Source organism: Stenotrophomonas maltophilia group sp. RY12688, from assembly GCF_052149045.1.
GTDB classification, from domain to species: Bacteria; Pseudomonadota; Gammaproteobacteria; order Xanthomonadales; family Xanthomonadaceae; genus Stenotrophomonas; species Stenotrophomonas sepilia.
Map to the genome: position 1 here is coordinate 1,237,677 of NZ_CP197389.1, position 24,897 is coordinate 1,262,573.

Annotated in this window: 30 protein-coding genes; 18 read left to right on the top strand and 12 right to left on the bottom strand. The window is 60.9% G+C overall.

The annotated features are described in order from the left end of the window. Window positions 1–8: 8 nt before the first annotated feature. The 3 genes from ACS0OT_RS05705 to ACS0OT_RS05715 all read left to right on the top strand — a co-directional run bounded on the left by ACS0OT_RS05705 (window position 9) and on the right by ACS0OT_RS05715 (window position 1,984). Complete coding sequence (locus ACS0OT_RS05705; RefSeq protein ID WP_442256078.1) at window positions 9–821, top strand: hypothetical protein; 813 nt, start codon at window positions 9–11, stop codon at window positions 819–821. Next, window positions 808–1,275 carry a hypothetical protein gene (locus tag ACS0OT_RS05710; protein WP_155761185.1) on the top strand — a complete coding sequence of 156 codons (468 nt, stop codon included), beginning with the start codon at window positions 808–810 and terminating at the stop codon, window positions 1,273–1,275. Before ACS0OT_RS05705 ends, ACS0OT_RS05710 begins: the two co-directional genes overlap by 14 nt. Window positions 1,276–1,441: 166 nt before the next feature. After that, window positions 1,442–1,984 carry a hypothetical protein gene (locus ACS0OT_RS05715; RefSeq protein ID WP_155761151.1) on the top strand — a complete coding sequence of 181 codons (543 nt, stop codon included), beginning with the start codon at window positions 1,442–1,444 and terminating at the stop codon, window positions 1,982–1,984. Window positions 1,985–2,453: 469 nt separating this feature from the next. On the opposite strand, the gene ACS0OT_RS05720 is transcribed toward ACS0OT_RS05715, so the two are convergent. After that, window positions 2,454–2,768 (bottom strand): hypothetical protein, encoded by a 315-nt coding sequence (locus tag ACS0OT_RS05720; protein ID WP_139726895.1) that lies wholly within the window; start codon window positions 2,766–2,768, stop codon window positions 2,454–2,456. A 139-nt stretch (window positions 2,769–2,907) separates the two neighbouring features. On the opposite strand from ACS0OT_RS05720, the gene ACS0OT_RS05725 reads away from it, so the two are divergent. The 8 genes from ACS0OT_RS05725 to cdiI all read left to right on the top strand — a co-directional run bounded on the left by ACS0OT_RS05725 (window position 2,908) and on the right by cdiI (window position 8,946). Beyond that, window positions 2,908–3,483, top strand: a complete 576-nt coding sequence (locus ACS0OT_RS05725) for a hypothetical protein (RefSeq protein ID WP_139726896.1) — start codon at window positions 2,908–2,910, stop codon at window positions 3,481–3,483. Further along, the gene (locus ACS0OT_RS05730; protein ID WP_050562685.1) at window positions 3,480–3,851 is read left to right on the top strand and encodes a hypothetical protein; all 372 of its coding nucleotides are present in this window, start codon (window positions 3,480–3,482) and stop codon (window positions 3,849–3,851) included. Before ACS0OT_RS05725 ends, ACS0OT_RS05730 begins: the two co-directional genes overlap by 4 nt. A 29-nt stretch (window positions 3,852–3,880) precedes the next feature. After that, a complete protein-coding gene (locus tag ACS0OT_RS05735; protein ID WP_329844216.1) occupies window positions 3,881–4,966 on the top strand; it encodes a VENN motif pre-toxin domain-containing protein in 1,086 nt (361 codons plus the stop codon). Between the two features lie 175 nt (window positions 4,967–5,141). Then, window positions 5,142–5,687: a hypothetical protein gene (locus ACS0OT_RS05740; protein ID WP_442256079.1), complete on the top strand. Its 546-nt coding sequence runs from the start codon at window positions 5,142–5,144 to the stop codon at window positions 5,685–5,687. Between the two features lie 6 nt (window positions 5,688–5,693). Beyond that, on the top strand, window positions 5,694–5,915 hold the full coding sequence (locus tag ACS0OT_RS05745; RefSeq protein ID WP_231109072.1) for a hypothetical protein: 222 nt from the start codon (window positions 5,694–5,696) through the stop codon (window positions 5,913–5,915). A gap of 11 nt (window positions 5,916–5,926) precedes the next feature. After that, on the top strand, window positions 5,927–8,125 hold the full coding sequence (locus ACS0OT_RS05750) for a VENN motif pre-toxin domain-containing protein (RefSeq protein WP_442256080.1): 2,199 nt from the start codon (window positions 5,927–5,929) through the stop codon (window positions 8,123–8,125). Further along, window positions 8,091–8,567, top strand: a complete 477-nt coding sequence (locus ACS0OT_RS05755; RefSeq protein ID WP_442256081.1) for a CdiA family toxin C-terminal domain-containing protein — start codon at window positions 8,091–8,093, stop codon at window positions 8,565–8,567. The genes ACS0OT_RS05750 and ACS0OT_RS05755 overlap by 35 nt, the downstream gene beginning before the upstream one ends. Before the next feature lie 34 nt (window positions 8,568–8,601). Continuing rightward, window positions 8,602–8,946, top strand: coding sequence for a ribonuclease toxin immunity protein CdiI (gene cdiI, locus ACS0OT_RS05760; RefSeq protein WP_353089338.1), 345 nt, complete (start codon window positions 8,602–8,604; stop codon window positions 8,944–8,946). Here the strand turns inward: cdiI and ACS0OT_RS05765 are convergent. Next, window positions 8,867–9,187, bottom strand: coding sequence for a hypothetical protein (locus ACS0OT_RS05765; protein ID WP_442256467.1), 321 nt, complete (start codon window positions 9,185–9,187; stop codon window positions 8,867–8,869). The genes cdiI and ACS0OT_RS05765 overlap by 80 nt on opposite strands. An 18-nt stretch (window positions 9,188–9,205) precedes the next feature. Between ACS0OT_RS05765 and ACS0OT_RS05770 the strand changes: the two genes are divergently transcribed. From ACS0OT_RS05770 to ACS0OT_RS05795, 6 genes are all read left to right on the top strand, one after another. Continuing rightward, window positions 9,206–9,409, top strand: a complete 204-nt coding sequence (locus ACS0OT_RS05770; RefSeq protein ID WP_199161080.1) for a deaminase domain-containing protein — start codon at window positions 9,206–9,208, stop codon at window positions 9,407–9,409. Between the two features lie 29 nt (window positions 9,410–9,438). Then, a complete protein-coding gene (locus ACS0OT_RS05775) occupies window positions 9,439–9,786 on the top strand; it encodes a hypothetical protein (RefSeq protein WP_235645976.1) in 348 nt (115 codons plus the stop codon). Between the two features lie 344 nt (window positions 9,787–10,130). Further along, window positions 10,131–11,012: a DUF2628 domain-containing protein gene (locus ACS0OT_RS05780; protein WP_139726903.1), complete on the top strand. Its 882-nt coding sequence runs from the start codon at window positions 10,131–10,133 to the stop codon at window positions 11,010–11,012. A 452-nt stretch (window positions 11,013–11,464) separates the two neighbouring features. After that, entirely contained in the window at window positions 11,465–11,857 is a 393-nt protein-coding gene (locus ACS0OT_RS05785; RefSeq protein WP_171955912.1) for a hypothetical protein, read from the top strand. A gap of 209 nt (window positions 11,858–12,066) precedes the next feature. Further along, a complete protein-coding gene (locus ACS0OT_RS05790) occupies window positions 12,067–14,289 on the top strand; it encodes a methyl-accepting chemotaxis protein (RefSeq protein WP_139726904.1) in 2,223 nt (740 codons plus the stop codon). 164 nt (window positions 14,290–14,453) lie between these two features. Continuing rightward, on the top strand, window positions 14,454–14,822 hold the full coding sequence (locus tag ACS0OT_RS05795; RefSeq protein WP_005415760.1) for a glycine zipper 2TM domain-containing protein: 369 nt from the start codon (window positions 14,454–14,456) through the stop codon (window positions 14,820–14,822). 128 nt (window positions 14,823–14,950) lie between these two features. Here ACS0OT_RS05795 and ACS0OT_RS05800 read toward each other — a convergent pair whose 3' ends face one another. The 5 genes from ACS0OT_RS05800 to ACS0OT_RS05820 form a co-directional block, all read right to left on the bottom strand. Beyond that, window positions 14,951–16,078 carry an ABC transporter permease gene (locus tag ACS0OT_RS05800; RefSeq protein ID WP_139726905.1) on the bottom strand — a complete coding sequence of 376 codons (1,128 nt, stop codon included), beginning with the start codon at window positions 16,076–16,078 and terminating at the stop codon, window positions 14,951–14,953. Continuing rightward, window positions 16,075–17,262, bottom strand: a complete 1,188-nt coding sequence (locus tag ACS0OT_RS05805; protein ID WP_139726906.1) for an ABC transporter permease — start codon at window positions 17,260–17,262, stop codon at window positions 16,075–16,077. The genes ACS0OT_RS05800 and ACS0OT_RS05805 overlap by 4 nt, the downstream gene beginning before the upstream one ends. Further along, window positions 17,247–18,260 carry an HlyD family secretion protein gene (locus ACS0OT_RS05810; RefSeq protein ID WP_005415763.1) on the bottom strand — a complete coding sequence of 338 codons (1,014 nt, stop codon included), beginning with the start codon at window positions 18,258–18,260 and terminating at the stop codon, window positions 17,247–17,249. The genes ACS0OT_RS05805 and ACS0OT_RS05810 overlap by 16 nt, the downstream gene beginning before the upstream one ends. Further along, window positions 18,253–19,659, bottom strand: coding sequence for a TolC family protein (locus tag ACS0OT_RS05815; RefSeq protein WP_065186717.1), 1,407 nt, complete (start codon window positions 19,657–19,659; stop codon window positions 18,253–18,255). Before ACS0OT_RS05815 ends, ACS0OT_RS05810 begins: the two co-directional genes overlap by 8 nt. Before the next feature lie 78 nt (window positions 19,660–19,737). Continuing rightward, window positions 19,738–20,631, bottom strand: coding sequence for a LysR family transcriptional regulator ArgP (locus ACS0OT_RS05820; protein ID WP_065196521.1), 894 nt, complete (start codon window positions 20,629–20,631; stop codon window positions 19,738–19,740). Between the two features lie 106 nt (window positions 20,632–20,737). On the opposite strand from ACS0OT_RS05820, the gene ACS0OT_RS05825 reads away from it, so the two are divergent. Then, window positions 20,738–21,352, top strand: coding sequence for a LysE/ArgO family amino acid transporter (locus tag ACS0OT_RS05825; protein WP_065186715.1), 615 nt, complete (start codon window positions 20,738–20,740; stop codon window positions 21,350–21,352). Here ACS0OT_RS05825 and map read toward each other — a convergent pair. The 5 genes from map to ACS0OT_RS05850 all read right to left on the bottom strand — a co-directional run bounded on the left by map (window position 21,349) and on the right by ACS0OT_RS05850 (window position 24,875). Beyond that, window positions 21,349–22,131 carry a type I methionyl aminopeptidase gene (map, locus tag ACS0OT_RS05830; RefSeq protein WP_170944914.1) on the bottom strand — a complete coding sequence of 261 codons (783 nt, stop codon included), beginning with the start codon at window positions 22,129–22,131 and terminating at the stop codon, window positions 21,349–21,351. The two genes, ACS0OT_RS05825 and map, sit on opposite strands and share 4 nt — an antisense overlap. A 10-nt stretch (window positions 22,132–22,141) precedes the next feature. Further along, window positions 22,142–22,354, bottom strand: a complete 213-nt coding sequence (locus ACS0OT_RS05835; RefSeq protein ID WP_005415768.1) for a ParD-like family protein — start codon at window positions 22,352–22,354, stop codon at window positions 22,142–22,144. Window positions 22,355–22,422: 68 nt separating this feature from the next. Beyond that, on the bottom strand, window positions 22,423–22,782 hold the full coding sequence (locus ACS0OT_RS05840; protein ID WP_053498166.1) for a bleomycin resistance protein: 360 nt from the start codon (window positions 22,780–22,782) through the stop codon (window positions 22,423–22,425). Between the two features lie 140 nt (window positions 22,783–22,922). Continuing rightward, entirely contained in the window at window positions 22,923–23,807 is an 885-nt protein-coding gene (locus ACS0OT_RS05845; protein ID WP_065196595.1) for a hypothetical protein, read from the bottom strand. Window positions 23,808–23,810: 3 nt separating this feature from the next. Then, complete coding sequence (locus tag ACS0OT_RS05850) at window positions 23,811–24,875, bottom strand: GNAT family N-acetyltransferase (RefSeq protein WP_065179651.1); 1,065 nt, start codon at window positions 24,873–24,875, stop codon at window positions 23,811–23,813. Window positions 24,876–24,897: the final 22 nt, after the last annotated feature.

The following is a 24,897-nucleotide window of genomic DNA, read 5'->3' on the forward strand; positions in this document are numbered from 1 at the left end:
ATCGCGTATTGCTTGCGCATGGTGCTGCTGTTGAGCTGAGTATGCGGTCCTATCCAGCAACTTCAGAAGACGACTGGAAGCGCGAGTTTGCAGCGCGGATCGACGCCTACTGGCAGCTGCGCTATCCAGGTGTTTCCGTAGAAGACCGCATAGCGGGACCAACTCCAGGTGCCGACGCTTCCTATGCGTTCCGTGAGTTGCGTGGTCAGGCACTTGCGAGCAGCTTGACCGCCATCTCCTCTATTGCCGAGAAGGGGATTAGTTCGTGGTACATGGATATGGTGGCAGCAGACGCGGCAAAGATGCGTGATGGGGTCGCTGCACAGTTTGATCTGATTAGTGGTTTGGTTACGTCTAAGTACCCATCGATCGACATTCAGGCGATGGTGGACCAAGGGGCTGTTCTTACCGAGGTCGAGAAGGCGCAGGCATATCTGGCATTGATCGCAAGATCTGGAAATAAATTCTCTAATGTTCTGCGAGTAAAGGGGGTTGCTACCGCAGATAGAGTGGTTATCGATGAGGGGCGAATTGACCACATGTTTAGAGATGATAGAGGTCACCTGCCCGATACTCCTGCAAACAGAGAGCTTCTCCTCCGTGTTGCCAATGATCCGGCGGCAATCAATGGGGTGGACAAGTTCGGTGTGAGGTGGTCTTCTTCAACTCAGTCAGAGGGAACCCAGGTATGGGTTCGGGTTAGTAAGGGGGTGGTGGTTAATGGTGGGGTAAATAAAAATCCGCTGCCTTATCATCAGGATTATGGATTTGCGTCGCCGGTAAAGCCGGTTCAAAAAAGGTTACGAAATGAATGTTACTGATGCGAAAGATTCAGGTGAAATTTCTACTCAGGCTGCATATGTGCTGATGTGCGTTTTCTTGCGAAAGTATATGGAGAGAGGGGGTGGGCAGGACACTCTCGTTGATCTATTATCTTCCGCGAGCTCATTTTTGTGGGCGAATGGCTTGCCTAACGATCCGGCAATGTGGGATGACTGGCGCGACGCATTTGCAGAGGTTGCCGTCGCTGGAAATGCGCTTAGTTCTGAATTCTGTAGCGCGCAAATGAATTCGTCAGGCGGGCGTTTAACGTTGCTCGATGCATTCTCAGTGATGCTGGTATTCCTTGAGGGTATTTTTGATCGATCTGGTGAGGATCTTCCGTTGCTCGAAGTTATTGGGCGTCTAATGTCACCTCTAAGTGATTCCGGTTGTCTGAGTGATTCCTCTGTATGGGTTGAGTGGACGGATTCGGTTCGAAAGGTTGGGGTATAGGGTTTTGGGTGGTTGCTTCTCTGATGGCGATAGGAGTTGAAGGGGGTAATATTGGAAGAGTGATTGGGATATTTTCACTGATGGGTGGGGAAACTTATTCATTAAATTATTTAGAGATAAGGCGGCGGGGCTTGAGTGCAACGTTTCTAGCAAAGGGCGGAGAGTGATGGCTCGCTTGTCGGAAATTTTGAGGGATGGGCTGATTTCAGGTCTTTCGGGTGTAAATAATAATTCGGGTGCGAGGGGTGTTCTTGAGGCACTGATCAAATGGGTTATGGAATGCGAAGGCGAGGTTCGCAGAGAACCCTTCCTAAGCTATGGCTTTGACTTGATGGTGAACATGGACGGTCGATTGGATGAATATCCATTCGCAGAGATCGGGGAAGCGGATGTTGGGCGCGTGTATTTGCGTGCGACCCAGTTGAGAAACGCAAGTGATGACGGTGTCGCGCAGTTTGTCAGAGATCTGATGGAGGAGTTGGTCGCCGTCGAGATTGACAGGGTGTGTTTCCGCTGCGGGGAGGCGTATATGCGGGCATATATGGGGTTGATCAGTTTTACGCCCGCATTTCAGTGTGATGTATGCGGCTATGGCGAATTCTTGAATGGTTCGGCTTTGAGGGGTGAAAGGCTTCGATTCATTACATTGAAGGAGCTTGAGTCTTTCGAGATTTCTTGGCTGTGGATTGCATGCGATCTAGATAAATAAGGTGGTCTATGAAGTATCCTGCGCGGGAGGAGTTTCTTGATAGGTTTGGGCTTGAGCCTTTTAAAGTGGATCCGGAGATTGGCCTGTTTGTTTACAGGGCAGGCTCGGAGGGGCGGGTTGAGGTTGAGTTCTCCTTTAGCTTGGTAATGCGGTCTTTTCAGGCTTTGATCTCTATTGATGGGGGGGGGGGTGTTTCTGTTATCTCATCGGAGGGTGTGAATTCTATTTCGATATTTGAAAATAATGGAAGGTCCGGTTTGCGTATTGAATTTATTCCTGGGTTGGGCCTATCCAGGGCTGAGTTGGTGCTTGAACCAACGATACATCTCTCCTGGTCTACGCTTGTTAGGAGGGATGTTCGACAGCAAGCTGGCGAAGCACGCCAAGGCGTCTTTGGGGAGGTCGTACGCCAATCAGGCCCTTGAACGAAGTCATCGAACGCTGGGCTAAGGTTGAGTCATGATGATTGCTACGCCTCACCATCACAGCCGGGCGCTTCGCGCTGATAGCTGTGGCGATGGCTGCCGGTGAGACCGGCTGGTGAGGATGTGGGGAAGGGGGCAATCCGTATGCGCAGGTGTCGTTCGGTACCGCGTGGAATGCCGACGGGTATGCCAGCGCAGGCAAGGCCAGCGGCAGCTATCAGGGTGTTGGCCAGCAGAGCGGCCTGTTTGCCGGCAATGGCGGCTACCATGTCGATGCCGGCCACGTGAACCCTGGTGGGCGGGGTGATTGCCAGCACCCATGCGGGCAACTGGCTGGGCAGGCAGGAAATCGAACTCATGGAGTCCGAGCGGGCCGCGTGTGATGGAGAAGGGGGCGATGTCCGAGCCTGCAAGGACTCTGTGACACGTGCGTATGACGAGTTGAACGTATAACGCGACCGTGAGCTGCTTGCGTACGGTGCTGCTGTTGAGCTGAGCATGCGCTCCTCTCCAGCTACTTCAGAGGACGACTGGAAGCACGAGTGGGCGACTCGTGTCGATCAATACTGGGAACAGTACGGTGTTGCGGTTGAGGATAGGGTCGCTGGACCCACGCCGGGAGCGGACGCAGAATTTGCTTATCGTCAGCTTCAAAATGTCGCCCTCGCTTCGGGTATGACAGCCGTCGGAGAGGTGATGGACAAGGGTCTCGATCGATGGTTCATGGACGAGAGTCGGCGAAACCTCGAGGCAACTTTGGAGGGTCTATCTTCGACGTTGAGCTTGATGCGGGGCTATGTATCATCTCTTCACCCTGACATCTACATGCAGGGTGCTATCGATCAATCGTCGGTCATGACGAAGACCGAAGAGATGGCTGCTTATCTTGCGATCCTGCCAAGTGGAGGTTCCACGTTCTCCCATTTTGTCGTGGTCGATGGTGTGACAGAGCGCGCCGGTGTCAAGGTTGTAGCTATTCGAGATCCTCATGGTGTTCAGTACTTCAGTGCATTGTCCACGTTCGAGAGAAATTTCTCAGGTGATGTTGTAGTTCCGAGGGGAGTGCAAAAATGAAATTGAGGGTTAGCTTTCCAGATAATCTTGCTTCTGAGGGTCTGATAAATCAGGAGCGAATTCCGTGCTTGTGTAAAGTGGCTGATTGCTTTGAGGTGGTCATTTTCGACAGCAGCCCTGAAGTCACAGGTGTTATGGAGGAGTGGGATCGTCGGGAGCTGGCGCTGCGGGCGGTTGCGGGCGCCGGCGGGAAGTACTCTCATTATGCGAGAGGGCTTATCACGATTCGGCCGGTGAGTTTGGGTCTCTATGATGTTATTGATCTGCAGTTCTTCTATGCCAGCATGGGGTGGTGTCCGGTGATTCGGGATGGGGAGTACGCCCCGCCACTATCTTATGAGGGTGACGGCTGGGGAGTTAGTAGCTAGGGCCATGTCGTCTCTTTGTTGGGTCCAATTTGGGGCGCGCAGGAATAGTTGGTGCGCTGGCGCCAAATGCCGCTTACTTCATTGGCAGCAAGCTGGACCCGAACCACGGCAGCTATCCCAATGCGACTCTGCAATTGCTGTCGCATGCGGTGTCGGGTGCGCTGTTGGCGGAAGCCAATGGTGGCAGCGCGGGAACCGGAGCGGTCTCCGCGGCTGGCGGCGAGTTGGCCGCGAGTGTACTGACCAGTACGTTGACCGGGGGAGATCCTTCCAGGCTGAGCCCGGAGCAGAAGGAGATGGTGCTGGCGTTGTCGCAGGCGGTTGGTGCACTGGCGAGTGGGTTGTCAGGGCAGGATCTGGCCGGGATCGCGTTGAATGCGGGGATTGCCAAGAACTCGGTTGAGAATAACTACCTTTCATTTGAGCAACGAACTGCCAAAGATACTGAAAGGGCGAAGTGCGGCAAGGATGATGTCTGCCGCCGTGAGGTTGAGGATCGTTGGGTAGATGTCAGTCAAGGTCAAAGTCGGGAAATGAAAGATCGCTATCTCTCGTATCTGTCTGAAGACGAGAGATCTGTGCTGTTTAATCTGAAGCCCGGAACCGTCGCGTATGATGAGATCATTGCTCTAGCAGTTATTCGTGAGAGTGGAAAATCGCCAGACTATGGTTCGATTTTCGCTCGGGACGTATCGCTTCTGAGAGAGAACGATTGGGTTGGTGCCTTGGTTGGCGGAATTCCAGCGGGCATGCGCCTTGCAGACAGGAATCGTCTGGAAATGGCGGTGTTGGGTCCTGTCTTTGCAATGCCCAGCGTGCTTTCTTCGCACGGGGGGGGCAAGTCCGGAGACAATTTCCCTAACCAATCAAATTGGATCCATTGCATGGGATGTGGCTGGAGCTGCGGTCGCCTTCGGCCCGAAATCAACAAGCTCTCGGAGTGGGGCGACAAAGGACCCGGCAGCAGTGGGGGAGGCGTTCCTCAGCCCAAGGTTATGGCATTTTGGGAAAATCCACTTCTGACCGATGTCAAATTCTCAAAGGGTCAGACCAGGTATAGTGCGGATCAGACGCAAACAAACGTTTCCGTTGGTGATGCGATCCGAACTCTTTAGGGTAATGGATATTCCAGGACTGTTTCCAAGGATGGGGCCGTGACCGTTTTACAGAAAGGGGATAATATCTACAGGTTCTATCCGAAGTCTTCTTCGGATGGTGTTCCATCTGCATCGCTTACCATTTCTGGCCAGAAAAAGCCTGTTCTGAAGATTTGTGTCATCGGGAATGAAAATGGAAAATGATTATCTATTTGAAATAAAAGAAAAGGTGGCGGGATTCGTTTCTCGCCTAGTCGATCTTGAAATGGATCTTCCTCAAATGGTTTTTAGGAGGTCTGGCTGGCGCTTCAGTTTCTTTGAGAGGCCAGCTCTGTTGAATGATGAAGTTATGTCAAATTTGATTGAAAGTTCATCAAGAACTTTTGGTCCAGGTATTTTTGTAAAATTCTCTCGATCGTCTGATTTGAATTCATTTTTGGTGATTGATAGTTCTTGCGTCGAGCGGGCATGTGATTCGGTCGCTGATGCTTATGAAAATAATTTGATGGACCTAGGATATCCAGTTATCTTTGGGGATCTGGAGGGGCGTTGGATCGGCTTTGAAAGTGTTTACGAGGAGTTGGGTGTCCTTGCAGTTAGAGATTCGATCCAGACACATGAGTTCATTTCGAATCTTGGTGAGGGATTGATTTCGGTTCGTGATTTGCAGGCGTGGGCCGTGGATGGGGGCGATCTTGAGAAGGCCGCAAGAGCTTTCTTGGCAGCCTATGATGATTGAATTTTAATGGTTGATGGTCGCGTTATCTTCGGTGCCTTTGCGCGGGTTAATTCGCCGTTGATCGATCCGATCAACAACGTCGTCGCGATGCGAAATTCCAATGATCGCCTGCCGAACATGCGAGGCATGGCGGCGCAAGAACATCTCGATGAAGGCCGCGAGCGATACCACGCTGTGGTGCGACCGCGACCGCCGACCGTATTGACGTCAAGACCGGCGGCGCGCTGACGATCGAGTCGTTGCAGGACATCGCCGAGAGCATGTCCAGGAACAGCCAGGTGGGTGGCCGCGTACAGGTGTCGTTCGGCACCGCGTGGAATGCAGACGGTTACGCCAGTGCAGGCAAGGCCAGCGGCAGTTATCAGGGTGTTGGCCAGCAGAGCGGCCTGTTTGCCGGCAATGGCGGGTACCACGTCGATGCCGGCCACGTGAACCTGGTGGGCGGGGCGATTGCCAGCACTAATGCAGGCAACAGTGAACTGACTGCGGACTCGCTGACGTTCACCGACCTGCAGAACCACATGGACTACGCAGCCAGCTCCGGCAGCATCAGTGGTGGTGCGGGCGGGAAGATGGATGGCTGGGCGCCCAAGCCGGGAACGGCCGCACCGCGAGGTGGTCCGGGCCTGCCGATGATGGAAAAGGGCAGCGACAGCAGCTCCACCCTTGCCACCTTGACCGAGGGCAACATCACCATCGGTGGCAAGCAGACGTCGGCGGCCGAGCTGGGCATCAACACCGACGCCAGTGGAGCGCATCGCGTGCTGGACGCATTGCCGGATGCGAGCAAGCTGCTGGCAGACCAGCAGGCGATGGCGGCTGCCGCTGGGACGGTGATGGCCACCAGCCAGCAGATTGCCTGGGATATTGGCAGTGCGGATGCGAAGAAGATCACGGACAAGTATCGGGAGCCGATGAGTCCCGAAGAGAAACGGGCATTCGACGCGCTTCTTCCCGATGAGCAGTTCAAGCGCCTGGTCGCGTTCGATGCATCCTACCCCGATGCGCTGATGACCCAGCAGAAGTGGGCGCCTGATGGTGTCTATGGCCGCGCGCTCGGCGCAGTGATCAGCGCGCTGGTCGGTGGTGTTGAAGGGCAGGGGCTGGGTCAGCTGGGTTCCAACGCGCTGGCACCGTATGCGGCTGAACTGATCGGCAAGACCTTTGACCCGAACAAGCAGAGTGCTGTGCCTAGCGAGGCCATGCAGATGCTGTCGCACGCGCTGCTGGGCGCGCTGTTGGCAGAGGCCAATGGTGGCAAGGCGGGGAGTGGGGCGTTGGCTGCCGGTGGTGGTGAGTTGGCGGCGAAATTCCTGGGTGACTACTACGCCAAACAGAATAAGGGGCAGTTGTCGCCCGAGCAGGCGGAGCAAGTAAGGGTGCTCGGGCAGGCAGTCGGCGCAATGGCGGGAGGACTTTCCGCTGCAGGAATTTCTGGCGCGACATTGGGCATGGGTATTGCAAAAAATTCCGTTGAGAATAACTACCTGAATCACGACGAGCGGATGGAGTACCTTCAGGCGACCGTTATCTGCTCTGATGCAGGTAAAGACTGCGATATCAAGGAAAACTTCGAGCGGCTCTCCGCTGAGCGCGATTACAAGCTGTTGATGGCGTGCCAAGTGCCAGGATCTGCCGCATGTGCTGAACAGCGCTCACTTGCGAAAATTGCATTGGAATCGCATAACTCACCTATATATAAGGGAGAGTATGACGCATGGATGGCGGAAAACGCCGATAAGCTCATCGCTGCAAGCAAGAATGCCGGTTCTGGGGTAAGCCTTGAAAAAATTGCCATTCACTCTTCTACCGAAGATCTGCAAAGGAAGGTGTACTGTTCGCTCGTTGGTGAGTGTGGTTCGAACACTGTCGATCTATTGCGTGGTGCAGGCTACGGTGCGGAAGCTGACTGGCTGTCGTCGACGAATCGAGCAGTCGCTGGTGCTGCCTTTGTAAATGGGCTCTGGACTGGGGGAAGAGACCTGGTAGCGGGTGCTGCAAGCATGAACCAGATCGGTGTTCTGCTGGGTTTGGTCTCGGATTACAAGGAGATGGACAAGCTTGGCTTGCAGGCCTTCTCCCAAAAACGCAACAACGCGATAAGCCAGGCCATCAATGAGTACATGGAGAAGACTGCGGGGTTGGCCTACTACTTAGCTGGTGGACGAAACTCGTGGAACTTTGAGGATGTCGACCAAGCAGCGAACGTTGGCGGAAAGCTCACTGTTGATATCGGAACCTCTTTGTTAGGGCCTGAGGCGTTCCTTGCAAAGGGGGCTAAGACCACCGCATTGGAGGCCGCTGCCTCGGAGGCGCTCGAACGAGCTCGAGTGGCGCGCTCGGTAAAATTGGAGCCGGATGGCTCGTTGCCGCCGCATTTGCTGCCAGATAACATTGTTGGGGATGGAAGTATTGCTCACTTGGGGGGGGGGTGTTAATTATCCGGACGGCATATCATTCAAGGTCGATATTGATGCGCATATTTCTCGTCCAGATGGTTATTCTCAGAAGAACGGAATTTCTGGGGCGCACAATTCAGTGGAATTCAGGTCGGAGGCTGCGGCTCGTGGCGTGAAAATCGTAAGCGAGGTTTCCACGGATGTTCCGGGTGTTTCCGTTATTTCTTATCAGGTGCCGGCATTGGATCCTACTGGGAAAGTAATTGTGGGCTATAAAAATAAAGTCCAGACGAAGACGGTTTATGATCCGGCTATAATGTCAGATAGGAAGGTTTTGGCGCTCGGCCAGGGGGCTGCTGCGAAGGGTTACAAGGACGCTGTTGCTGCGGGGAAGAGGATATATGAGTCCAATGCGGGAGGCGTCTCTTTCGTTGTGTACATCGATGATGCTGGTGTAGTTAAAAATTTCCACCCTAAGTGAGGCTGTTATGAGTGATCAGTTGTTTGGATCTTGGATGGATAAGAGAGATTCTGATTGGGTGGTTTTTGCCTACTTTGATTGGATTTATTCGTCGGGAATGTTTATTCAGATGCTCGAGTGTCTATCAAGGGGGTGGGGTTTTGGTACCGATGATGTTGATTGTAGATTTCCGGATAACAATAGCTTCGACGTGGATGATCATTTTTCTGGGGTGGAATTTTCATATGGGCTCAAGTACGACCCGGACGTTGTAATTGTTAGTGATGAAGAGTTTAATAGATACCTGGGTATGGCATGTCTCAAGTATATAGAAAGAACTCCGGGATCGGCTGAGTACGTTCGCTCAATGCTGTGCCGGAATGAGCCGGGAAATGGCTAATCCAGACTGCGGCCCTGCTGATGATGGCAGCATCGTTAATGCGGGAGCCGTGGCTGGCGCTGTTGCCATCGCTGGTGAGCCGTCTGCTTACGCATTGCTGGCGAGCTCGCTGTGCCTGTGTCATCGCCAGAATATTATCGGGTGCTTCAGGGCTGGGTCTGGCTGGGGTCGCGTTGAATGTGGGGATTGCAAAGAATTCGGTTGAGAGCAACTGGCTTGGCAGGCCGGAAATCGCACTCATGGAGTCCGAGCGGGCTGCGTGAGGTGGCAAGTCCGGAGAGACGTCGATGGTGAGTTCAAGGTCCTTGATGACGTTGCCCGGACTTTGGGTGAGAAAAGAGCGGCAACAGAGCGAATTGACTTGTTTTCGGAGTTAAAGGCGTGCGCAAGCTGCTCAGGTGTGATAATGCGGTTTGGTGAGCGGTATCCGGAAATTCAGTTGAATATATCTACTGGGAAATGAGTGTGAGAAGGTGGGGTTACCTGGATTATTTGAATTCCATAAAGGCCGATGTTGCTGAGGGCTTGGAGGTGCTTGAGTATGATGTGTTTCAGTCATTGTATTTTGCGTATAGCTCTCTCGAGCTTAAGCTTCAACATGATCCCGATGAGGTTGTGTTTGCGGTGACTGCCGTTCTTGCGGTCATTATGGAGCGGGGGGTTCTGTCAAAATATAAAGATGCGGATGAGTTCGTAGTTGGATTTATGGATTGCTATGCGGGGGGTGGGGTTAGGGCGGGCGCTGCGTTGCTGCAGGGTGATGATCGGGATCATTTTAATGGTGATGTCGAGAGGGTGGCCGCCGCATTGGGGGGTATGGGGATTTGTCGGAGATGGTGAGCGAATTCCTTCCGGTTTTTGATTGGAGGCTATTTGAGCTTTGATGATGCGCGCGGTGATGTCGGAGTGGATGGGGTGCTTGCAGTCGGTTTCGGTGCATTTGATGCTCGATTTATAACCGTCGTCAACATCGCGACTGCTGCATATGCTGGTGGATTTACTGCAGTACGAGTGGCTGGAGAAATGCGTTTTATATCAATCGTTACGAACTGCAAAACGGTCCGCTAGACCTTCCGGGGCTACAGTGACAGTTCCTGCCGCTCGAGGATGAGCCGGAGCAGGTCGTGACTGCAATCTGCGTAAGCGGTCTTGAATTAATCCGTGGCGAGTTTGGATAAAAGATAATGAAAGTAAGGATTGAACCCACCTTCGGCAGCGCCGTCGGTGAAGCGGTGCAGAGCACAGATGCAACCTCTGATGGGCCGAGCGAGAAGGACGCACTGGCGATCGTGGTAGGAGACCGGTTCTCCACCTACCTCCACTACTGGAGGCTGTACGACGCAAGCGGCGGGGCGCCAAGGCGCTGGAACTGGCCGGCATTCCTGTTCTCGTCACTCTGGCTCTTCTTCCGGCGCATGCATGCGTGGGGCGCGATCTGGTTCATCCTTTCGCCGTTGCTGATGACCACCTTCGTGCTGCTGGGGCTGCCATGGTTGTCCTTGCTCTCCTTCGTGGTGTTTCGCGTACTCGCAGGAATCCTGGCGAATCCGCTGTACCTAGCGCATTGCCGAAGGATTGTCCGCAAGGTTGATGCTGAGCATCGCGGGGCACATCGGCGGCACCTTGAGCTGCAGAAGGCTGGTGGTGTCAGCTACACCGCTCTGGTGATCGCCTTGGCGGTAACGGCCTCACAGAACACCCTGATCAAACTGATCGTTGGTTCGATATCAGAGCCAACGCCCACGCAGTCTGCTCTGCACGTGGCGGCGAGCCCGCCGGATCTGCCGGACCCGCAGATAGAGGAAGCGGAGCGTGTCGCGTATCAGGAGCAAATGCGTGCGATCGCAATGACGGCGTGGCCAGCAGGTGTTCCCATCGAGGGCAATGCCTGCGTTGTCGAGCTGCGACTGGCGCCCCCGGGGCGAGTGCTGGAGGCCAATGTTTTGGAGCCGTGCACGTTGAGCGAGGAGCAGCGCGAGATGATGCTGGGCGAGATCAGGCGCACGGACTTCACGATCGAGGGGAAGATGCGGTTCTTCAACCGGCATACCCTCATTGGATTGTGATCGCTGACATCCGGCGAGAGTCGCTCTGGAAATGGGGCATGCAGGGAGATTATTGGTGAAAGAACAGCTCTTGACGATCGAGGAAGCTCACATGGCGATGTTCTACTTCCTCCAGATCGACTATTCCCGCGGCCCCAGCGATGAGATCGGGGGCTGCTGGGTTCACTTGGCTGGAGTCTTAAGGAGGATCGAAGCCCCACGGATCCAGGTGCGTGGGAGGACTGGTTGGACGCGGTGAGAGCGTCCATGGGGAACAGCGAGGAGGGAATAAAGGATATGAGTGCTACCTACACTGATCTGAAGCGGTAGCCGGATTGTTGCGAGCTCCCATGGGTGAGGTGGGCAGGGGTAGTCCGTATGAATCAGGAATTCTTCAGGACAGAAATGAAGCCGAAGACGAAAGCGGCCATGCCGAGTCATGAAGCTGTTGGCTTCAGATTGATGGTTCGATAATGAGCATTTCGCTGTTTCTGGAAGTCGAAGCCGGTGCAGATCTGGGTGTCGTGCTGCACGCTCTGGATTCGATCCAGGCCGAGTACTCCGACGGTACTGACGGTCTGCGTGGATATCTTCCAGCATCCAACACCGGCTTCGGGTTCGGCATCGTCGACCCGCCGGAAGCTGTCGTAGCGGAAGGGATTGAGGCCTCGTGGCAGGTGGGCCTGCTGGGTTCGTTCCATTTCCGCGCGTGCGGGTTTGAAAGCGCCTGGGAGGAAATATGCCACTTCATCAAGCGTTACGCTGCGGCGTGCGGGTTCCGGTTTGTACTCTCCTTCCAGTTCGAGAGCGTCTATGCGGCAAGGCTCGGGAAGGATCTGGTCTTCCCGGGGCCAGCTACCCCGTAATGCCGCGCAACGGGCTGGCAGGTCCCTGTCTGATCCCATCTCGCTACCCGTGGCGATATACCTTATGGATAGAAAGCCCTCGTGAGTCGTCCTATTTCACACCTGTCTGCACAGTTCCAGAGTTTTAGATCGATATAATAATATCGACCCATAAAGTTTCCCCTGCCTGCGCCGCCATCGATCGTACGGCCATGATCAAGGGAATTGAGATGCTCGCCTTACGCAACCTCCGTGTGGGATCCCGGCTGGGGGCCGGGTTCGGTTTGCTGCTGCTGTTCATCGTGGCCATCGTCGGCCTGGCGCTGTACGGAAACCATCTGAAGTCTGCCCAGTTCTCGAAAGTGGTGGACGTCAACATGGTGAAGATGCGGCTGTTGAACGAGATGCTGGATACCAACAACGCGGTGCTGATGCATCGCCGGCTGATGGTGATCAAGCGCGGTGAGGATTTCGACAAGGATTATCAGAAGGCGCAGGAGCTGTCGCAGACCTACGACGGCATCTGGGCCAAGTACATCAAGATTCCACGCGATGCCACCGGTGATGCCCTGGTGGCGAAGATCGACGCGGCACGCAAGGCCACCGACGCCTCCACCCAGCATCTGCACGAGCGCATGAAGGCCGGTGATTTCGACGGTGCGGCCAAGGAACTGCTCGCCGAGCACGGACTGGCTACCGCATGGAACGAGACGATCTCGACCCTGCTGCGGCATCAGGAGACACTGACCGCGCGCAGCCGCGAGGAATACCGTTCAACCGAATCCTGGACAGGCACGCTGTCGATCGTGTTCGGCGTGCTGAGCCTGATACTGGGCTCGCTGGCCGCGTGGGCCATCACCCGCAGCCTGACCCGCCCGCTGGAAGGTGCGGTGAAGCTGGCCGACGGCATCGCCAACGGGCGGCTGGACAACAGCATCGACGCGTCCGGCAACGATGAGGTGACGCAGCTGCTCAGGTCGATGCAGCGCATGCAGGCGCAGTTGCAGTCGGTGATGGCGGCGCAGGGCGAGCTGGCCCGCCAGCACGATGCCGGCAGCCTCAGCTATCGCATGGACGAGGCTGCCTTCCCCGGCGACTACGGGCGCATGGTGCACGAGACGAATGCGCTGGTCGGCTCGCACGTGCAAGTGCAGAACCGGCTGATCGAAGTGATGAAGCATTACGCCCGTGGCGACCTGTCGGTGGACATGGATCCGCTGCCGGGCGAGAAGGCGGCGATCACTCAGGCAATGGACGAGACCAAGACCAGCCTGTCGGCGATCAACGGCGAGATCCGCCGGCTGGCGACGGCCGCGGCGGCGGGCGACTTCAGCCTGCGCGGCGATGAAGATCGCTTCGCCTACGATTTCCGCGACATGGTGGCCGGGCTCAATCGCCTGATGCAGACCACCGACCAGAACCTGGTACAGGTGTCGACGCTGCTGCAGGCGATTTCGCGCGGTGACCTCACCGTGCGCATGCAGGGTGACTTCCACGGCGTGTTCGCCCGCATGCGCGATGACTGCAATGCCACCGTCGATCAGCTCAAGCAGATTGTCGGCCGCATCCAGTCCAGTGCGTCCAGCATCAACCTGGCAGCGGGCGAGATTGCCTCGGGCAACACCGATCTGTCGCGGCGTACCGAACAGCAGGCGGCAAACCTGGAAGAGACCGCAGCATCGATGGAGGAACTGACCTCCACCGTGAAGCAGAACGCCGAGCATGCACGCCAGGCCAATCAGCTCGCGATTGGCGCGCACGGTGTCGCGTCGCAGGGCGGCGAGGTGGTCGGCCAGGTGGTCACCACGATGTCGGCCATCGAAGCCTCGTCGAAGAAGATCGCCGAGATCATCAGTGTCATCGACGGCATCGCCTTCCAGACCAACATCCTGGCCTTGAACGCGGCGGTGGAAGCCGCGCGTGCCGGCGAGCAGGGCAGGGGCTTTGCGGTGGTGGCCAGTGAGGTGCGCACGTTGGCACAACGCTCGGCCGGAGCGGCCAAGGAGATCAAGGGCCTGATCGAGGATTCGGTCGGTAAGGTCGCCGATGGATCGGCGCTGGTCCGCCAGGCAGGCACTACGATGGGTGAGATCGTGGCGTCGGTGCAGCGCGTGACCGACATCATGGCCGAGATCTCTGCCGCGTCGCAGGAGCAGAGCTCGGGCATCGAACAGGTCAACCAGGCGGTGGTGCAGATGGACGAAACCACGCAGCAGAATGCGGCGCTGGTGGAAGAAGCCAGCGCGGCGGCACGCTCCATGGCGGAGCAGGCCAACCTGTTGGCCGAGGCGGTTTCGGTGTTCCGCACCGGTGCGGTAACCGCGGCTGCAGCCGTGCGTCCGGTCCTGGCTGCGGTGGCCGCAACGGTCACTCCGGTGCGCAGGCCGGCGGCACTGTCGCCGCGCATCGAGCCGACGCTGGCGGCCAACGCCGGTGGCTGGGAAGAGTTCTAGAACGTGGCATGCCGGTAGGGAGACGGCGCCCATCACGACGGCTGATCGCGATGGGCGCAACTTTCTTCCTGAACGCGCGATGGCCGATGAGGTGGCGGACACGCGCATTTCACTTCCGGTTGCCAACCGCAGGAGGAGACTTGCGTCATACCGGAACTCAGGAGATGGCCATGAAGACCTCGACCCGATTGCTTGTGCTGGGCACCCTGCTGGCGGCTTCGTCGGTGGCCGGCGCGCAGACGTATGGCCCGCGCGATGAGGGACGCAAGTTCAACGACGGCAGCCGCGTGGTCTGCAAGAACGTGGAAGTGCAGCGCAACTCGCGCGATCCGAACCGCATTGCGGGTACGGCCACGGGTGCAGTGATCGGCGGCCTGCTGGGCAACCAGGTGGGCGGCGGCAATGGCAAGAAGCTCGCTACCGTGGCCGGTGCTGTGGCCGGTGGTGCGGCCGGTCGCCAGATCCAGGGCAACAGCCAGCAGAAGAACGGCGACCGCGTGGTCGAGCGCCGTTGCGAGCGCGTCTATCGTTGATCGGTTGCCGACAGCGCCCGTTCCCCCCTTGCACATCGCAGTACTCGAACGCCGGCCCCGCGCCGGCGTTCTTCGTTGCAGGAAAAGGGGACGGAGGGAATTAAGTCGCAATCTCCCAAACCAGCCGCTTACGACTTAATTCCCTCCGTCCCCTTTTTGGCGAGGAGGCGCCAGGTGGCGAGGCTGCCATAGAGCAGCAGCAGGACGGTGAGGGTGATCAGTTCGTGGCTGATGTCGGCCAGGCGGGCGTCCATCTGGTTCAGGCGCACCATCAGGTTGATGCCCGAGGTGGTCGGCAGCAGCTGTGCCAGCCAGACCAGCGGTTGCGGCGTCATCACCGCCGGCCACGACAGGTTGGCGAGGAAAAACAGCGGGATCGAGGTGGCGATGATGTACTGGAAGGCGCGTTCGCGGGTACGGAAGAAGCTGCCGATGAACAGGCCGAACGCCACCGTCGCGGCGATGAACAAGGTGCCGCCCAGCAGCTGGCCCAGCGGGTTGCCTCCTCGTGGATAGTCCTGCACCCAGGCGGTGAACCCGGCATACCAGAACAAACCGAACAGGCCGATCAGGCCGAAGCCCATCGCCATGCCGGCCAGGGTCGGGAGGTCGAAGCGCAGGCGCCGGCCGAGCGCGCGGCGGCGGCCGCCGAGGAGAACGCCGATGCCCATCAACAGCGTCTGGTGCACGATCAGCTCGGCCACGCCGGGCACGATGGCGCTGCCATAGCCTTCCTGGGTGTTGTACAGCGGGCGCTGTACCAGGGTGACCGGCGGTGCCTGTGGCGCGCCCATGAAGGCGGCCTGGCCGACCACGGCGTCGCGCCCGAATGCGCCCAGTGCATCGGCCACGCTGCCCAGCACCCAGCTGGCACGGCCCAGGTAGGCGCCGTTGCCAAGCAATACCAGCTTGGCCGGATGGCCGCGCAGGATGTCGCGCTCCAGGTTGGCCGGGATCACGACGATGCCTTCGGCGTGGCCGGCTTCGAGCTGCTGGCGTGCGCTGTCGACGTCCGCCGGTTGCCCGACCACGCGCGCAACGCGCAGTGCGTCGAGCTTGCGCAGCAGCTCGCGGCTGGTCGCGCTATGGTCTTCGTCCACCACCAGCACCGGCAGGTTGCCGGCCACCTGGTGCCGGTAGGCGGCTGGATAGAAGAACGAATACAGGATCACCGCACCGACCATCACCACGATCGCGTAGCGGTCGCACAGCACCGCCATCAGGGTCTGCTGCAGGCTGCGCCAGAGCATGCTCATGCGTCAGCCCCTGCGGATTGTGCGGCGGCAGGCGTGCGTGCAAAGGCGATCAGGCGCAGGCCGCCGATGCCACCGGCCACCACCGTCATCAACAGCAGCGTAGCCAGCGGCCATGCCGAAACCTGCAGCGGCGAGCCGATGAACTGCTGCTGGGTCTGCAGCTTGATGTAGGCGCTCAATGGCAGCAGCTGGTGCCAGACGCGGGTAAACAACGGCCCGTCCAGCACCGGGAAGGTGGCACTGGAAAACGCCAGTGCGGTGCCGATGCTCAGACCCACCGCGGACAGTGCGGTACCCATGTCGCGGGTGACGCCGACGAAAAACAACGCGTAGGTGGCCGTGGCCAGGTAGAACAGGGGCTGTGCGAGCAGCAGCAGGAGCACGCTGCCGGCCACACCATCGCCGCGCAGCCAGGCCAGGTAGCCGATGCCGAGCGCGCCATACAGCGAGAACAGCAGGAGGTACGGCGCGACCTTGCCGGCAATCGCCGACCACGGCGTGCGAGCCAGCCAGGCGGGCAGGGTGCCATCGCGGATCTCGCGGCCGAGGCTGCCGGCCACCGCAAGTGCCAGTACCAGTGACAGCACCGCCGGGAAGATCAGTGGCAGCAGGAACAGTTCGTAGCTGCGAGCCGGGTTGTAGAGGATGTCAGACTGCACCGCGATCGGCGCCGCGCGCAGCTTGCCCGGGCCGACCTGCAGGCCGATGCGCTCGCGCAGCAGGCGTGCGTTCCATGCGGAAACCGCGTCGCCGATGTCGCGCGACGCCGACTGGCCGGTGGTCATGTAGGTGGCGTTGTAATAGGCGAACACCGTGCCCTGGCGCCCACGCAGCGCCTGCCGGGTGACATCGCGCGGCACCAGCACGATGGCGAACACGTCCAGGCTGCGCAGCTGCGAACGTGCCTCCTCCAGGTCCGCTGGCTGGCTGGCGACGCGTACGCCGGGACTGGCGTCGAGCATGCGCAGCAGCAGGCGGCTGTCACTGCTGTGGTCAAGGTCGACCACAGCAATCGGGATATCGCGCATCACCGACGGCGTGAACATCCATGCCATCACTACCAGCATCAGTAGTGGCAGCAAGGTGACCAGCAGCAGGTCGGCACGGTTGCCGCGCAGCGACTGCAGCTCGCGCCGCCACGAAGCGGCGAAGCCGTTGCGGTCCGGGCTCAGTGCTGGGGCCATGCGAACAGCACGCTCATGCCGGGGCGGAAGCCCTCGATGCGGCGTACCGGGCGCACCCGCACCTCGAAGCTGCGGACGTCATAGCCGGACGACTGGCGGGTGGTACGCCAGGTTGCGTAGTCGCCGGCCGGATTGATGAAGTAGACCTCGAACTCGCCATCCAGGCCCAGCGCCGGCACGCTTCCCTGCAGTTTGCTGCCGACCTTCAGGCCCTGCATCTGCGATTCGCGCAGGTTCATCGCCACCCACATGCGGTCGATGTCGACCAGGGTGAACACCGGATAGCCGGCCGGCACCAGCTCGCCCGGATCGGCCATGCGCTTGTTGATCTCGCCCGCCACCGGCGCGCGTCCTTCCACTTCTGCTCGCGCGGCGTTGACCTCGGCCACCGCGCCCTGCGCCTGCTGTACCTGGCCCTGCGCGGCGCGCTTGTCCTGCTCGCGGGCGCCGGCCAATGCCATGTCGTACTGCGCGCGGGCGGCGCGGGCCAGTTCGCGCGAACTGGTGGCCTGGGCATGCGCTTCATCGCGCTTCTGCCGGGTCATCACCCCTTCGTTGAACAGGTTCTGCACGCGCTGGTAGGTCGCTTCGGCCAGCGTCGCGCCGGCTTCGGCCCGCTTCCAGTTCGCTTCGGCGGCGCGGATGTCTTCGCTGCGCGCGCCTTCGTCGGCCTTGTCGGCCACCGCCTGCGCAGCGGCCAATGCGCCGTGCGCCTGCTGTTCCTTGGCGGCCACTTCGGGACTGTCGAGCAGGAACAGCACCTGCCCGGGCTGCACGCGATCGCCCTCGCGCACCTTCAGCTCGGCCACGCGCGCGGTGATCTTGGCGGCCACGTTGATCGTGTCCGCATCGGCCATGCCCTGGATCTGGTCGGCCGGGCTGCGCCAGGCCAGCCACAGGCCGAGCACCACCGCGACCAGCAGGACCACCAGCAGGATCGGTCCCAGCCGTCGCTTGCCGGGGGGCGTCGTCGCATCGTCGTGCAGCACATCACTCATGGTCGATCACCTCGTCCGCACGCCGCCGGAATTCTTCGAAACGGTCCATCTGTCCACTGATCTCCAGCAACTGTGCCAGCGCAATGTCGTATTGGTAGGCGGCCTGTGCGCGCTCGACACGGGCGCCGCCCAGGCCGAGCCGCGCATCGATCACATCCAGCGAGGTGGCCTGGCCTTCGCGGAATGCCAGCTCCTGCAGGCGCAGGTTTTCCTGTGCCTGGGTGATGCTGCTGTCGAGCAGCACGAACTGCTGGCGCGCGGTCTCAAGTTCGTTCCAGGCCTTGCGCACGCCCAGTGCGACCTGGTTCTCGGCCTCGCGCAGGCCCGCTTCGGCCTGGTCCTGCTGCGCACGCGCGGCGCTGATCTGCGCCGGCCGCGAGTTCGGCGACAGGAAGGTGTACTTCAGGCCGATGCCGAACGCCCAGTCCGGATCGGTCAGCATCTCGTCGCGGCGGCGGAAGTCGTACTGGCCGAAGGCGAAAATCTGCGGCTTCAGCTTGGCCTGCTGCACGCGCACGCCCTGTTCGGCCTGCGCCACCATCGCGCGCAAGCGCGCGATCTGCGGCTGGCGCGCCTGCGCCGTGCGCTCGAAGCTGGCCACCGGTTCCATCGGCACGCGCTGCACGAACAGCGGCGACACCGGCTGCACCTCGCCACCACTGCGCAGCAGCGTGGCCAGCGCGGCCTTCAGCGTAGCCAGATCGTTCACCGTCTTCTGGTATTCGCGCTCGGCCTTGTCGCGGGCCACGGTGGCCTGCAGGCGCTGGGCGCGGGTGGCGAAGCCCTCGCGCTCCAGCTTTTCTGCATCGGACAGGTGGCGGTTGAGGCCGTCGCGTACGTCGCGGCGCACGTCCACCGCCTGCTCGGCCAGGCGCTGGCCGAAGTAGGCCTGGGCCAGCTGCACGGTCAATGATTGGCGCTGTGCCTCGCGCTCGGCGTTGGCCTGCTCATGGGCGGCGCTGGCCGCACGTTGCGCGGCCGGGATCACGCCGCCGGTGTACAGCGGCAGCACCGCGGTCACTACCGGGCGTGTACGCCAGTCGCGCTCGGTGAACGACAGCGGCGAATCGATACCGAAGGCTTCAGCCACGGGCGCCAGCGAACCCAGTGGCAGGGTCAGGGTCTTCTGGAACTGCAGGCGGCGTACTTCGCCGGTGATCTCCGGCAGGCGCAGCAGGCGCGTGGCGTCCTGCAGGTCCTGCTTGTTGCGTACCGCTGCATCAGCCGCCGCCAGCGCATCGGAGACCTGCTCCAGGCGTTGGCGTGCCTGTTCCCAGTCCAATGCGGGGGTGTCGTTGCTGTTCTGCGCGGACGCAGCGGTTGGCAGGCAGGTCGCCAGCACCAGCGCCAGCGCGGCCTTCGCGCGGTGCATCCTTGTACGTCGGCCGATCACGCCCATGCCGTCCCAGTGGTAAAGAAGTGCGCAAACGGTAGTGCGCGCGGCGTGAAGCCCGAGTCTGCGGTCATCGGATTGTCCTCAACGAAGGGTGCCGCTGGCTGCAGTGCGCAGCGCCTGGGTGATGTGCTGCAGCGTGCTTGAGCGCACGGCGGCATGTTGCCAGTACAGCGGCACATCCAGCCAGCGGCGGGGTTCCAGTACCACCACGCGGCCGGCGCGCACGGCGGGCGCGACCAGGGTTTCCGGGGCCATGCCCCAACCGAGTCCGCACGCGGCGGCTTCGACGAAACCGGTGGAAGAGGGCAGGTAGTGTAGCGGCGGCTGCAGTCGCGCGCGGGTCAGGCGCCGCACGAAGCGCCATTGCAGTTCATCCTTGCGGTTGAACACCAGCATCGGTGCGCGCGCCAGGGCCGCGGCCTGCATGCCATCGTTGAAGTATTGGCGGGCGAAGCCGGGCGAAGCGATCGCGTGGTAACGCATGGCGCCGAGCGGGTGCACGTTGCAGCCCTTCACCGGCTGGCTTTCGGCGGTCACTGCGCCGAGCACGCTGCCATCGCGCAGCAACTGCAGGGTGTGGTCCTGGTCGTCCATGCGCAGGTCGAACAGGTAGCCATGGCGCTGGTGCAGGTCAGCGATGGCGGGCACGAACCAGGTATCAAGCGAGTCGTCGTTGACCGCCAGGGGGATGGGCGTACGCGTAGCGTCGTTGCCACGCTCGGGTAGCAGCTCGGCCAGCGCCTCGGCTTCCAGTGCCTGCATCGGGCGTACCCGGCGCAGCAGCGCTTCCCCCGCAGCAGTCGGTCGGCAGGGTGCCTGGCGCACCACCAGGACCTGCCCGAGCCTGTCTTCCAGCGCCTTGATCCGTTGCGACAGTGCTGATGGGCTGATCGACAGGCGGCGTGCCGCAGCCTCGAAGCTGCCTTCTTCCAGCACCGCAGCGAATGCGGCCAATTGTGGATGTACCAGATCCATGCCGGTGCCCCTTCAGTTTTCCTGCACAGGATAAAGAAAAATCAGATTGTCTAAACATCGCCATTGGCCTCACCCTGCGTGTCCCCTCGCTGCCTGGCCTGTCCTGATGTGGATCGCCGCTACCGCCGCCGGCCTGTTCGCAGGTGCCGGCCTGATCATCGCCATCGGCGCACAGAATGCCTTCGTGCTGCGCCAGGGCCTGCAGCAGCGGCATGTGGGCAGGGTGGTGCTGGCCTGCGCCGGCGCGGACATCGCGTTGATCCTGGCCGGCGTCGGTGGCATGGGCGCGCTGGTGCTGCAGTGGCCGTTGCTGCTGCAGGTGCTGCGCTTCGGTGGTGCGGCGTTCCTGCTCTGGTATGGCGTGCAGGCGGGACTGCGTGCGTGGCGCGGTGGTGGCGTACTGGCCGCCACCGAGGCGCAGGGCGGCAGCGGACGGCAGGTGCTGCTGACCTGCCTGGCGTTCACCCTGCTCAACCCGCATGTCTATCTGGATACGGTGGTGCTGCTGGGCAGCCTGTCCACGCGTTACCCGGGTGACCTGCGCTGGGCGTTCGCCGCCGGTGCGTGCGCCGCCAGCGTGGCCTGGTTCTGCACGCTGGGCTATGGCGCGCGCCTGTTGCAGCCGGTGTTCCGCAGGCCGGACGCCTGGCGGGTGCTGGATGGGGGCGTCGCGATCTTCATGTTCTGCCTGGCAACGGTGCTTCTGTTGCGTCCGCTCTAGGCCGCATCCACCGCGCACAATGGCGCTTCGCCGGGGCGCAGGGTCAGTACGCGCACACCGTTGCGGGTGACCGCCACCGTGTGCTCGAACTGCGCCGACAGCTTGCCGTCGCGGGTGTAGACCGGCCATTGGTCCGGCTGCTGGCGGATGGCCGGCTTGCCCTGGTTGAGCATCGGCTCGATGGTGAACACCATGCCCTCCTCCAGCACCCTGCCGGTGTTGGGATGGCCGTAGTGCAGGATCTGCGGTTCCTCGTGCATTTCCTGGCCGATGCCATGGCCGCAGTATTCCTTCACCACGCTGTAGCCGTGGCTGCGCGCGTGGCGGGCGATGGCGTGGCCGATGTCGCCCAGGCGTGCACCGGGGCGCACCGCAGCGATGCCTTTCCACATCGCCTGATAGGCGGTCCGCACCAGCCTGCGCGCGGCGTAGTCGACCTCGCCCACCAGGTAGGTGGTGCTGGAGTCGGCGATGTAGCCGTTCTTCTCCAGGGTGATGTCGAGGTTGACGATCTGGCCGTTACGCAGCACGTCGGTGGTGCTGGGTACGCCGTGGCAGATCACGTTGTCGATCGAGGCGTTGAGCACGTACGGGAAGCCGTACTGGCCCTTGCTGGCCGGCCGCGCCTGCAGCTCGTCAACGATCATACGTTCGACGAAATCGTTGATCTCCATCGTGCTGCGGCCCTGCAGTGGCAGCCGGTCGAGCGCGGCGAACACCTGCGCAAGCAGGCGCCCGGATTCGGCCATCAGCGCGATCTCGTCGGGGCGCTTGATGATCGCCATCTGCTCAGACCTGTCCCGGTGCCAGCAGCGGCGGCTGCACGCCGGCAGCCCGCAGTTCGCTGGCGACGATGTCCTGGAAGCTCAGCGTGGGATTCATTTCGCACAGCATGCCGACCCGGATCCAGAAGTTGGCCTGGGCGTTGATCGAACGGCTGGAGACAGTGCAGGCACGGCGCAGCTGGTCGTGCAGGGTGTCATCGATGTTGACGATGCCCATGGGCGGTCCTGGCGGAGTTGATATACGAAGCATATATGTTTCGTATATATGCCTCAAGTCCGCATTGTTCAGTCCAGGTGGGTGGCAAAACGCAGGCGGTTGCCGTCGGGGTCGCGCAGCAGCATCTCGCGGCTGCCCCAGTCGGTGTCATGCGGTGGCTGCTCGATCGGCACGTTGGCGGCGCTGAAGGCGCGGTACAGGCTGTCGACGTCGTCGACGATGAAGTACACCGCGCCGCCGACCTCGCAGTCACCGCTGTGCTCGGTGAGGAAGATCGTCTGGCCATCGCGGGTGAGCTGGGCGAACAACGGCAAACCGGCTTCGAAGCGGTGTTCCCAGTCGACCACGAAACCCAGCCCCTGCACGTAGAACGGCAGGGTGGTATCGGCATGGCGCATGCGCAGTTGCGGGATGACGGTCTGGGGCATGGCGAGGGCTCCGGGTCGGGAGTCCAGTGTAGTGCCGGCCGCTGGCCGGCATTCCTGTGAGCCCGGGAACAACGAGGTTGCCGGCCAGCGGCCGGCACTACCGAAGCCACGCCGGCCAACGGCCGGCATTGCCGACGCGGTCAGCAGGCCGTCGGTGCGGCGGCGATTGCCGCCAGCAGTTCGCGGTTCACCTTCTGGTGACGCGCCTGCCAGACGGGAAGATCATCGGCCCTGATGTCCGGTTGGCCATCCAGCGACGACAGCCAGCGCTTGAAGCGGCTCTGGTAGCTGGCCAGCGAAACTTCGCCGGTGATGTCACTGCCGACCAGGCCACCGGCGCGCAGTGCTTCGATCACCACCAGTGCGTGTTCCAGCTGGAAGCGGCCCTGGTCCCAGTTGCTGCGCGCAACGTCCTCGGCGAATACATCCTTGTCGATCGACAGGTAGGTGGGCTGCGGGGATGTGGCCTGCTCGGCGGCGAACGCGGCGACCAGTGCCTCCGGGTGCTCGAAGCGTCGGAACGCACGGCCCATGCCGAGGCGGTGGCCCCAGCCCACGTCCACGTCCATGCACCAGTACGTCAGGCGTCCACCCATCAGCGGTCGCCAGTGGTTCTCCCAGGCATGACCGAGGCCGATATCGCTGGAAGTGATGCCGAGCACATGGATGTGCGAGATCTGCGGCAGCTTGCTGGCGGCGTTCACCCACGAGCCGCAGTGCATGCCGAGCGGGAACCGCATGTTGTCCGGATGGTTGTCCAGCACCACCAGCTGGAACGGGGCCTGCCCGCGCATGCGGCGCAGCAGTGGCAGGCTGAGGTGGTGGAAGTCGCCACTGCCGAGCATGACGGTTCCGAGCTGGGCCGGCAGTGGTGCCAGCACGTCAGCGGCGAAACGGTCCAGGGTGGCATTGCTGCAGGCAAAGCGCAGCGGGTCATGCCACTGCGGCAGGGCCAGGGTCTGCGCCTGTGGCAGCGGCAGCACGCCACCGTCCAGGTCCAGGATCAGCGGGGAACGCAACGGCATCATTCAACCGCCTCCATCAGGTTCGCCCTGCAGATAGGGTGCCAGCCTGCGCAGCGCAGCGCGCAGCAGCGGGGAGCGTGCGTGGATCGCGTGCCGGGTGGAGGTGAAGCGCGCACCCAGTTCGGCCTTGATGCGCGAGTCGGTCCAGCCGGCCACGTAGTGGCTCAGGCCGTGCCGCAGCGCGTACTCGAGGTTGTGCATCCAGCTGACCGCGTACAGGTTGTGCTCGCGCGACTGCGGATAGGCCAGGCCGATGTACTTGTCCACCAGCTTGCCGGCATGCACGTAGCACAGGTTCCAGCCGATCAACCGGCCCTGGTGGCGGTACAGGAACATCCGTCCCTGGCCCTGGCTGTCGGCCAGCAGGTACTGGAAATAGGGCAGGTCGAGCTGGTCGAAATGCACCGCGCTCTGCGCGTATACGTCCAGGTACAGCGCGTACAGTTCGGCCTGCAGTTGCGGGTCGGCCAGGGCCGGGTTGCCGGTGGCGATGCAGTCGATCTGCAGGTCATCGCGCGAACGCAACTTGCGACGGATGTTCTTGCGGCGCGAGGATGACAGGCGGCCGAGATAGTCGTCGAGCGAATCGAAATCGATCGCCACCCAGGCCAGCGGCATGCCTTCCAGTTCGACGAAGCCGCGTGCCAGCAGCGCCTGCAGGAAGGCGCCGCTGTGTGCGTTGGCCGCGTCGTCCAGCAGCGGTGATTCGACTGCCAGGTCCTTCACCACCAGCAGCCGGGTATCGCCGATCGCGTGACGCGTCACGTCCTCGGCCAGCGCCTCCGGGGCAACGTGTGCCGGCAGCGGGGTGTACTCGGTGCTGGTGGCACCGACGAAGCGCGTCTTCCAGGTGATCCACGGCCGCCACAGGCGCGACAGCGGCAGGCCGAGCAGCCTGCTGCGCAGTTCGTCATCCATCGTGGTGGTCAGGTCCAGCGGCGCACGGAAGGTCGGCAGGCCGCTGGGAAGGCGGCCTGCCTCGAATCCGAGCGGCGGGTGGGCCAGGAAGCCCTCCAGCAGCGCGGTCGGTTCCAGCGCGGTGCTGGATGGGCGTGACGTCATCTCCATCGGCACGGGAACCGGCAGCGCA

What these genes read in the sequence shown, in the direction of transcription:
- ACS0OT_RS05710 (WP_155761185.1), top strand. Translation starts at nt 808, where the DNA reads ATGAATGTTACTGATGCGAAAGATTCAGGTGAAATTTCTACTCAGGCT.
- ACS0OT_RS05715 (WP_155761151.1), top strand. Translation starts at nt 1,442, where the DNA reads ATGGCTCGCTTGTCGGAAATTTTGAGGGATGGGCTGATTTCAGGTCTT.
- ACS0OT_RS05720 (WP_139726895.1), bottom strand. Translation starts at nt 2,768, where the DNA reads ATGAGTTCGATTTCCTGCCTGCCCAGCCAGTTGCCCGCATGGGTGCTG.
- ACS0OT_RS05725 (WP_139726896.1), top strand. Translation starts at nt 2,908, where the DNA reads ATGCGCTCCTCTCCAGCTACTTCAGAGGACGACTGGAAGCACGAGTGG.
- ACS0OT_RS05730 (WP_050562685.1), top strand. Translation starts at nt 3,480, where the DNA reads ATGAAATTGAGGGTTAGCTTTCCAGATAATCTTGCTTCTGAGGGTCTG.
- ACS0OT_RS05740 (WP_442256079.1), top strand. Translation starts at nt 5,142, where the DNA reads ATGGAAAATGATTATCTATTTGAAATAAAAGAAAAGGTGGCGGGATTC.
- ACS0OT_RS05745 (WP_231109072.1), top strand. Translation starts at nt 5,694, where the DNA reads ATGGTTGATGGTCGCGTTATCTTCGGTGCCTTTGCGCGGGTTAATTCG.
- ACS0OT_RS05755 (WP_442256081.1), top strand. Translation starts at nt 8,091, where the DNA reads ATGGAAGTATTGCTCACTTGGGGGGGGGGTGTTAATTATCCGGACGGC.
- cdiI (WP_353089338.1), top strand. Translation starts at nt 8,602, where the DNA reads ATGGATAAGAGAGATTCTGATTGGGTGGTTTTTGCCTACTTTGATTGG.
- ACS0OT_RS05765 (WP_442256467.1), bottom strand. Translation starts at nt 9,187, where the DNA reads ATGAGTGCGATTTCCGGCCTGCCAAGCCAGTTGCTCTCAACCGAATTC.
- ACS0OT_RS05780 (WP_139726903.1), top strand. Translation starts at nt 10,131, where the DNA reads ATGAAAGTAAGGATTGAACCCACCTTCGGCAGCGCCGTCGGTGAAGCG.
- ACS0OT_RS05785 (WP_171955912.1), top strand. Translation starts at nt 11,465, where the DNA reads ATGAGCATTTCGCTGTTTCTGGAAGTCGAAGCCGGTGCAGATCTGGGT.
- ACS0OT_RS05790 (WP_139726904.1), top strand. Translation starts at nt 12,067, where the DNA reads ATGCTCGCCTTACGCAACCTCCGTGTGGGATCCCGGCTGGGGGCCGGG.
- ACS0OT_RS05795 (WP_005415760.1), top strand. Translation starts at nt 14,454, where the DNA reads ATGGCCATGAAGACCTCGACCCGATTGCTTGTGCTGGGCACCCTGCTG.
- ACS0OT_RS05800 (WP_139726905.1), bottom strand. Translation starts at nt 16,078, where the DNA reads ATGAGCATGCTCTGGCGCAGCCTGCAGCAGACCCTGATGGCGGTGCTG.
- ACS0OT_RS05805 (WP_139726906.1), bottom strand. Translation starts at nt 17,262, where the DNA reads ATGGCCCCAGCACTGAGCCCGGACCGCAACGGCTTCGCCGCTTCGTGG.
- ACS0OT_RS05810 (WP_005415763.1), bottom strand. Translation starts at nt 18,260, where the DNA reads ATGAGTGATGTGCTGCACGACGATGCGACGACGCCCCCCGGCAAGCGA.
- ACS0OT_RS05815 (WP_065186717.1), bottom strand. Translation starts at nt 19,659, where the DNA reads ATGGGCGTGATCGGCCGACGTACAAGGATGCACCGCGCGAAGGCCGCG.
- ACS0OT_RS05820 (WP_065196521.1), bottom strand. Translation starts at nt 20,631, where the DNA reads ATGGATCTGGTACATCCACAATTGGCCGCATTCGCTGCGGTGCTGGAA.
- ACS0OT_RS05825 (WP_065186715.1), top strand. Translation starts at nt 20,738, where the DNA reads ATGTGGATCGCCGCTACCGCCGCCGGCCTGTTCGCAGGTGCCGGCCTG.
- ACS0OT_RS05835 (WP_005415768.1), bottom strand. Translation starts at nt 22,354, where the DNA reads ATGGGCATCGTCAACATCGATGACACCCTGCACGACCAGCTGCGCCGT.
- ACS0OT_RS05840 (WP_053498166.1), bottom strand. Translation starts at nt 22,782, where the DNA reads ATGCCCCAGACCGTCATCCCGCAACTGCGCATGCGCCATGCCGATACC.
- ACS0OT_RS05845 (WP_065196595.1), bottom strand. Translation starts at nt 23,807, where the DNA reads ATGCCGTTGCGTTCCCCGCTGATCCTGGACCTGGACGGTGGCGTGCTG.
- ACS0OT_RS05850 (WP_065179651.1), bottom strand. Translation starts at nt 24,875, where the DNA reads ATGGAGATGACGTCACGCCCATCCAGCACCGCGCTGGAACCGACCGCG.